General features: G+C 33.5%; 8 protein-coding genes. 3 read left to right on the forward strand and 5 right to left on the reverse strand.

Annotated features, from left to right (window positions below):
- Positions 1 to 290 precede the first annotated feature (290 nt).
- Positions 291 to 1,880, forward strand: coding sequence for a hypothetical protein (locus GQN54_RS13990; RefSeq protein ID WP_160634191.1), 1,590 nt, complete (start codon positions 291 to 293; stop codon positions 1,878 to 1,880).
- A gap of 7 nt (positions 1,881 to 1,887) precedes the next feature.
- Positions 1,888 to 2,742, forward strand: coding sequence for an N-acetylglucosamine kinase (locus tag GQN54_RS13995; protein WP_160634192.1), 855 nt, complete (start codon positions 1,888 to 1,890; stop codon positions 2,740 to 2,742).
- Here the strand turns inward: GQN54_RS13995 and GQN54_RS14000 are convergent.
- The 3 genes from GQN54_RS14000 to dnaA all read right to left on the reverse strand — a co-directional run bounded on the left by GQN54_RS14000 (position 2,731) and on the right by dnaA (position 5,401).
- A complete protein-coding gene (locus GQN54_RS14000; protein ID WP_160634193.1) occupies positions 2,731 to 3,441 on the reverse strand; it encodes an SAM-dependent methyltransferase in 711 nt (236 codons plus the stop codon). The genes GQN54_RS13995 and GQN54_RS14000 overlap by 12 nt on opposite strands.
- Positions 3,438 to 3,893, reverse strand: a complete 456-nt coding sequence (locus GQN54_RS14005) for a low molecular weight protein-tyrosine-phosphatase (protein WP_235933090.1) — start codon at positions 3,891 to 3,893, stop codon at positions 3,438 to 3,440. Before GQN54_RS14005 ends, GQN54_RS14000 begins: the two co-directional genes overlap by 4 nt.
- Positions 3,894 to 3,967: 74 nt before the next feature.
- Positions 3,968 to 5,401, reverse strand: a complete 1,434-nt coding sequence (gene dnaA / locus GQN54_RS14010) for a chromosomal replication initiator protein DnaA (RefSeq protein WP_160634194.1) — start codon at positions 5,399 to 5,401, stop codon at positions 3,968 to 3,970.
- A gap of 328 nt (positions 5,402 to 5,729) precedes the next feature.
- Between dnaA and GQN54_RS14015 the strand changes: the two genes are divergently transcribed.
- The gene (locus tag GQN54_RS14015; RefSeq protein WP_160634195.1) at positions 5,730 to 6,143 is read left to right on the forward strand and encodes an acyl-CoA thioesterase; all 414 of its coding nucleotides are present in this window, start codon (positions 5,730 to 5,732) and stop codon (positions 6,141 to 6,143) included.
- Here the strand turns inward: GQN54_RS14015 and GQN54_RS14020 are convergent.
- A complete protein-coding gene (locus tag GQN54_RS14020) occupies positions 6,101 to 7,126 on the reverse strand; it encodes a glycosyltransferase family 2 protein (RefSeq protein WP_160634196.1) in 1,026 nt (341 codons plus the stop codon). The genes GQN54_RS14015 and GQN54_RS14020 overlap by 43 nt on opposite strands.
- A gap of 34 nt (positions 7,127 to 7,160) precedes the next feature.
- A partial coding sequence (locus GQN54_RS14025; protein WP_160634197.1) for a hypothetical protein occupies positions 7,161 to 7,353 on the reverse strand: 193 nt, incomplete at its 5' end.

The raw sequence follows: 7,353 nt of genomic DNA on the forward strand, positions 1-7,353 counted from the left end.
TGGTTTTGCGCTTGCTGAATTTCAGTATTCAGTTGTTGTTCGGTGTAGTTTTCAAAATCGGCTGGAGTTCCATAGCCTAAAAGGGAAATAAGGATACTAATTAAATTGATCATGGTGTTTAAGAGTTAAGTTGTTGTTTTTTGATGATACAAAGTTGCGACAAATGAACAGTGTTTAAATGGACATTTTGCCAAAATACGAGCGTATTGAAATGTGTTAATATTTCTGTTTTTATTATCGTTCAATCTAATTATTAAGTATATTGCTACTGTATATTGTTGCGCAATAGAATGAAAGCAGAAGAGGAGTTAATTAAGTTACAAAAGCTAGTAAGTAAGCTTAGTTCAGCTGAAATTGAAGTGATTAAAAAACTAACCGCAAGTACGAGATCCAACTTTAACAAAGTGAATAAGCAAAAAAAATTGCTATTTTTTTTACTGAATAAACAGGAAGTAAATTATTACGAGTTTAAAACGTTAATTTCTAAAAAGTCAACTGATGGTTCATTTAATCGAGTGATTTATAAGTTAAAGAGTAAAATACTGGAGACGTTAATTTTGGATGTGAATATTGATCGAGAAGAAACGGTTAACTCTGCCTTTAAATATAAGTTGAAGTTAAAGAAGATGTTGGTTTCTGCGTTTGTTTTACATTCTAGAGGAATGGTGGACATTTCACTTGATATTTATGATGAAGTTATTAAGCTGTCTAAACGCTATGAATTGTATGATGATTTATTGGAAGCGCTTTATGTTAAGCAAGGGTTGGTAGGCTTAACCAAGGGATTGAAGGAATATGAAAAAATTTCAGAGGAAATTATTTTTTATGAAGATTGTAGAATTGGACTCTATAATGCCAAAGATTGGTACAGAGCTTTTTATGCTGAGGTAGATTTTAAAGGACTAAAGGGGGTGGATTACATAGCAAGATTAAAGAAATACATCAATCAGCTAAAGGTACAATATCAACGAACTCGATCAGCCAACATATACATGTATCAGTTTTTATTGGAAATGGAATTGTTTCAGCAGTTGAAAAACTTCAGTAAAGTGGATTCGGTAGGGAATGATTTTCTTTATTTCGTGAAGAGATCTGAGGCATTATATGGGAAGAATAGAATAGGGTTAATATATCTCCAATTGGCTGAAAATAGATTTAAAACAATTGATTTTGAGCAAGTTTTGAATTATTGTGAGGAGGGTCTAGGGTTTTTCGTTAATAAAACGCTTAATTACTATTTAATAAGAGAACTTCAATTGGAAGTGTTGTTCTATCTGAATCGAATTGAAGAGTTAAAGAATACAATAATAAAGTTATCCCAATTGGATTTTTACTCTGAATTTGATTACCGTCGTACTAAGCTTCGATATTTTTTAGGAATGGGATATTTCACACTAAAGGACTATAAAAGCGCCAAAGTAGAGTTTAATGACACTAAAGAGATAGAAAAGGATAAAGAAGGCTACAATGTTTGGATTCGAATCATGCGGATCATGTGTGATATAGAAACGGAAAAGTATAGCTTGATTGATTATGATATAGAGAATTTCAGAAAGTATATAGAACGTACCAGTCAAAGAAAGGATATCCGAACGCGAGATAGCTTGATTTTGCAATCACTTATTTCCCTAGAAAGGAATCAATTTGATTTTAGTAAAACCTATAAGAAGGAGGCTACATTGTTTGAACGCTTAGCATCAATGGAGGATCATTTAAGATGGAAAATAGATTCGCCTGAATTGATCTTATATCATCAATGGTTCTTGGCAAAGGTGAATAAAGTCGATTATGTTGCTAATTTTGAACCCTACAAAGCACATGTTATAGTAATTGAAGAGCAAGCTCAAGTTTTGGAAGCAGAATTAAATATTAAACAGTAAGGCGGTAATGAGTTATATTTTAATAGCAGATAGTGGTTCTACAAAAACAGATTGGAGGTTCATTAATTCAAAGTCTGATGAAGTAAGTCAAATTGTTACGAAGGGTCTGAATCCTTTTCACCATACTGCCGAAAGTATTTTATTGGAATTAGAACAAAGCCTACTTCCGCAATTAAAAGGTAAAGTTGATTCTATATTTTTTTACGGTGCAGGATGTTCTTCAGCTTCAAAAAAGGAAGAAATGATGCTGATATTCAAAGAAGTTTTTGGAGAGGTGTGCATTGAGATTGGTCATGATTTATTGGCTGCAGCTCGTTCAACCTTAAATAATACCTCAGGGATGGTCGCTATATTGGGTACAGGAAGTAGTGCAGGATTCTATAATGGGACGGATGTCGATATGCCCATTCCTTCATTGGGTTATGTACTGGGTGATGAAGGGTCTGGAGTTTCAATTGGTAAACGAATTCTTAAAAGTTACTTGTATAAAGAGATGCCTGAAGAGTTATTGAATCGTTTCCAGAAGAGATACTTATTAACTCAAGAGATGATTTTGGATGGAATCTATCGCAAGCCTTTGCCTAATCGTTTTATTGCGAGTTTCAGTCAATTTGCTTTTCAAAATCGAGAAAACCCTTTTGTAGTCAAACTATTGAAAGAAAATTTTACGGAACTTTTTGAATCTATAATTGTCAAGATTCCTGACTATAAGAATTACCCATTGGCGCTAGTAGGTTCTGTAGCTTTTTATTATTCAGATATTATAAAGGAAGTCGCTACTGAGTTTGAGGTTAATATTTCTATGGTATTGGAGAAACCAATTGCAGGATTGACGCTCTACCATCACAGACTAGAAAATTAAAAAGATTGCAGGACGCTTATGGAAGTTTGGTCGCCCTTTTTTCCAAGAACCTATATTTTGACTAACAATAGTTACTGACTCTAAACTTAAATCGGCAGCTACACAAAGCATCGTTTGTTTGTCTAAGGTTCTAACTAATTCCTCAATGAGTTTTTCATTACGAAAAGGAGTTTCAATAAAAAGCTGGGTTTGTTTTTCCTTTTTGGCGGTTAACTCCATTGATTTAAGTTGCTTAATTCGCTGAGCACTATCGTGAGGCAAGTAACCATGGAAACAAAATGATTGGCCATTAAACCCGCTAGCCATCAGACCTAGTAGAATAGAGGAAGGTCCTATGAGTGGCCGAACTGGAATATTAAATTGATGAGCAATTTTAACAATTTCAGCTCCAGGGTCAGCAACTCCTGGACAGCCGGCATCTGAAATCAAACCCATAGAAATTCCATCTTTTAATGGCTTAATATAAGAGTGGAGGTCATTGAGGTCTGTATGTTTATTCAGTATAAAAAAATTTAAATCATCGATAGGTGTTGGGATTCCTAATTTTATTAAATAGCGTCTTGCATTTTTTTCGTTTTCTACAATAAAATGCGTGAGCTTCTGAATGATTGAGAATAACTCCTTTCCTAAATATTGGTCAGGATTTCCTCCACCAAGCAGATTAGGGATTAAATATAAATCTCCTTTTTGATTATTCATAACTGCTTATTGATGAAATTAGTTATAGAGGCATCAAGCATGTTAAAAACTGAATCGAAACCTTCATCTCCTCCAAAATAAGGATCGGGTACCGACTGGTTTTCATTCGGGTAGATTTGGTTAAGAATTAGTTGAACTTTGTTTTTGTCTTCTTCTGATCGAGCAAGTTTTATCACATTTTCATAATTGCTATAATCCATCACAAATATGACATCAAATTGGTCAAAATCGTCTACTGTGAACTGTCGTCCTCGAAGGTTTGAAATATCGATGCCATTTTTTTTAGCAACAGCAATTGCTCTTGAGTCTGGAGATTCGTCAATGTGATAGTCGGATGTTCCTGCTGAATCAACAGTCATTTCAAGTTTTTTTAATTCTATTTGGTGGTGTAAAATACCTTCTGCGATGGGGGAACGACAAATGTTACCTAAACAGACCATTAATACTCTCATATTGCTCACTTTTTTAAACATAAATAGGAATTAAAGTTACCTCTAATTCCTATTTATACTATTATCTCAACGTATTACTGAATACTTATTTTCTTTTCTAATTCATCAATGTAAGTCCTAAACCTTTTATCAGTATCTATTAAGTTGTTTACAGTCTTACAAGCGTGCAAAACAGTTGCGTGGTCTTTCCCGCCACAGTGCATTCCAATGTTTGCTAAGCTAGACTTGGTCATTCTTTTGGCAAAGAACATTGCAATTTGTCTAGCTTGCACAACTTCTCTTTTTCTAGTTTTCGATTTCAATAATTCAATCGGTAAATCAAAATAATCACAAACTACTTTTTGGATATAATCGATTGAAACTTCTCTAGCTGTATTCTTTACAAACTTGTCTATCATTTGTTTGGCAAGTTCTAAAGTAATCGCTTTTTTATTCAATGATGATTGAGCTAACAATGATATCAATGCCCCTTCAAGTTCACGAATATTTGTAGTAATGCTATATGCAAGATATTCAACTACTTCTTTTGGTAGTTCCAATCCTTCATTATACATTTTGTTTTCTAAAATTGCAATTCTTGTTTCTAGACTTGGGCTTTGTAGGTCTGCGGATAAACCCCATTTAAATCTAGACAACAAACGTTGCTCCATTCCTTGCATTTCAACAGGAGCTTTATCAGATGTTAAGATAAGTTGCTTACCTGTTTGGTGAAGGTGATTAAAAATATGGAAGAATACATCTTGTGTTTTTTCTTTGCCTGAGAAAAATTGAACATCGTCAATGATTAACACATCTATCATTTGATAGAAGTGGATAAAGTCGTTCTGATTATTATTTCTTACAGCATCAATGAATTGATGAGTAAATTTTTCAGATGAAACATAAAGTACTGTTTTGTTAGGATGTTGATTTTTAATTTCAATTCCTATCGAATGAACCAAGTGTGTTTTTCCGAGACCAACACCACCATATACCAGCAAAGGGTTAAACGCAGTTCCTCCTGGGTTTTTAGCAACTGCATAACCAGCAGAGCGAGCAAGTCGATTACAATCACCTTCAATAAAACTATCAAAAGAATAGTTAGGATTTAATTGAGAGTCGATATGAATCTTTTTTAATCCTGGAATGATGAAAGGATTTTTTATAGGGTGGTCTTTGTTTACATCTAAAGGGACGGAAACAGGATCATTCTTTAATGCTTGACGATTGGTCGTTGGAATTTTTACAGTATAGGGCTTAGAGTTTGAAGTGCCGTTTTCCATTACAATGCTATACTCTAACTTTCCTTCTGCGCCTAATTCCTTTTTTATTGTTTTTCTAAGAAGAGTAATATAATGTTCTTCTAACCATTCGTAGAAAAACTGACTAGGTACTTGAATCGTCAAAACACTATTTTGAAGTTTGACAGGTCTTATGGGTTCAAACCATGTCTTGAAGCTTTGTAGACTAACGTTATCCTTAATAATTTCTAAGCAATTGCTCCAAGCTTCTAAATAGTTGTTTGTCATGTTCTTTTTACTCAATATGAGGTACTACTAAAAAACCAGAGTTTAATAGTAATAACCTGAAGTTATTAACTTTTATTATTTTTTTGTCAAAATTAATTGACCGTTTTTAGGAATTGAATGAATATGTATTGCTGAAATCTCAAAATAAAATACCAGTTCATTCCTTGTTCAAAACTTGGGCAAATATTGCATTAAAATAGTTAAGAAAAAAACGATTTCGCTATTGATTTTTTAGAAAAAAGTATTTTGAAAAAAATGTTTGGAACATAACCTCAACTAATCCTAAATTGCCTTATTTTCGATTCTAAATTTAACAAAAAAATATAGTATGTACCGTCATAACATAGATATAAGAGTAAGATATTCAGAAACAGATAAGATGGGATATGTTTATTATGGAAATTATGCTTCTTATTTTGAAGTAGCTAGAGTCGAGTCGCTTAGGTCGATTGGATTGTCCTATAAATCACTCGAAGAAAGTGGTGTTATGCTACCTGTAAGAGAATTTAAAACTCGCTATTTTAAACCTGCTTATTATGACGACTTATTAACCATAGAGACGTTAATAACTGAATTGCCTACCGCCAAATTAAAGTTTGAATTCAAAACATTCAATGCAAAAACGGAATTGATCAATAGGGGATGGGTGGAGTTAGTTTTTGTCGATATGAAAAGGAACCGACCCATATCAGCTCCCGACTATTTCACAGCAGCGCTTTTACCATTTTTTAAGTCGGAGTAATAATGAATTTTTTTTATGAAATATTCCTTAATTATTGATAATTGGAATATTTGGTCGTGGGTTTTTATATTATTTTGACCCATATGAGGGATATTCCGTTTTAACTGATAAAACGATTGGTGCGCTTTTAATATTGCAATGGCGTGGGAAGGGGTTCCTTCTAGAACAAATTTTAGAAAAGCAATGGCATCTAAACACATCCGCCAAAACACTTTTCTTTTTACCGTTGATACATGTTCGTTTTTGTAGAGCGTTATCAAACTATTTCTAAAATTTAGGAAGGTTTTTTTTGGACTTAAGCTTGATAAAGTTCCACCTCCTAAGTGATAAACTGTTGATTGTCCGGTATAAAATATTTTATAATTCTCGTTTTTCAACCTCCAGCAAAGGTCAATTTCCTCCATGTGCGCAAAATAAGACGCATCAAATCCACCTATTTTATGAAAGCAATCTGCTTTAATAAACATACAAGCACCTGTTGCCCAAAATATCTCAACGGTATCATCGTATTGATTTTTATCGACTTCTAAAGTGTTGAAAATTCTACCTCTACAGAATGGATATCCTAATTGATCGATGAATCCGCCTCCTGCACCAGCATATTCGAAATAGTTGCGATTCGTATAGTCCATAATTTTAGGTTGACAAACTGCAATATTTGCATCTGATTGTAGGAGTTTCAACGGATTATTCGTCCAACCCGGTGTTACTTCTACATCAGAATTTAAAAGGCAATAATATGTTGCATCTATTTTTTTTAAAGCGTCATTATATCCTTTTGCGAATCCTCCATTTTCCTGATTCTCGACTATTTCTACAGTAGGGAAGTGGGTCGTGACATATTCAATAGATTCGTCGGTGCTGGCATTATCGGCCAAAACTACACGATGCGCTGTAGAATTTTTGATTACTGAAGGCAAGAAAGTTTTCAGATGATTAATGCCATTCCAATTAAGAATAACAATCGCTAGATCTTTTGACATTTAATAAAACTTATGGAAAGGGTAAAATATTAAGTTATCTTGGATTGTTAAAATATTCGTCTGCTCTGTTACCTATACTATTTACAGGGTCGGTTTGATCAATACTATTACCCATGGGATTGTTTCTTCCATAAACAATCATTTTCCATTGTTCGTTATAGATTTCACTAGGAATATTGGTGTGAATTAATTCGTAGTCGGTCATTCCAATTCCGGGGCTATAGAAA

The sequence above is a fragment of the Acidiluteibacter ferrifornacis genome, from assembly GCF_009909615.1.
In the GTDB taxonomy this organism is placed as follows: domain Bacteria; phylum Bacteroidota; class Bacteroidia; order Flavobacteriales_E; family Vicingaceae; genus Acidiluteibacter; species Acidiluteibacter ferrifornacis.

Coding starts and splice junctions, on each gene's coding strand:
- GQN54_RS13990 (WP_160634191.1), top strand. CDS start 291: ATGAAAGCAGAAGAGGAGTTAATTAAGTTACAAAAGCTAGTAAGTAAG.
- GQN54_RS13995 (WP_160634192.1), top strand. CDS start 1,888: ATGAGTTATATTTTAATAGCAGATAGTGGTTCTACAAAAACAGATTGG.
- GQN54_RS14000 (WP_160634193.1), bottom strand. CDS start 3,441: ATGAATAATCAAAAAGGAGATTTATATTTAATCCCTAATCTGCTTGGT.
- GQN54_RS14005 (WP_235933090.1), bottom strand. CDS start 3,893: ATGAGAGTATTAATGGTCTGTTTAGGTAACATTTGTCGTTCCCCCATC.
- dnaA (WP_160634194.1), bottom strand. CDS start 5,401: ATGACAAACAACTATTTAGAAGCTTGGAGCAATTGCTTAGAAATTATT.
- GQN54_RS14015 (WP_160634195.1), top strand. CDS start 5,730: ATGTACCGTCATAACATAGATATAAGAGTAAGATATTCAGAAACAGAT.
- GQN54_RS14020 (WP_160634196.1), bottom strand. CDS start 7,126: ATGTCAAAAGATCTAGCGATTGTTATTCTTAATTGGAATGGCATTAAT.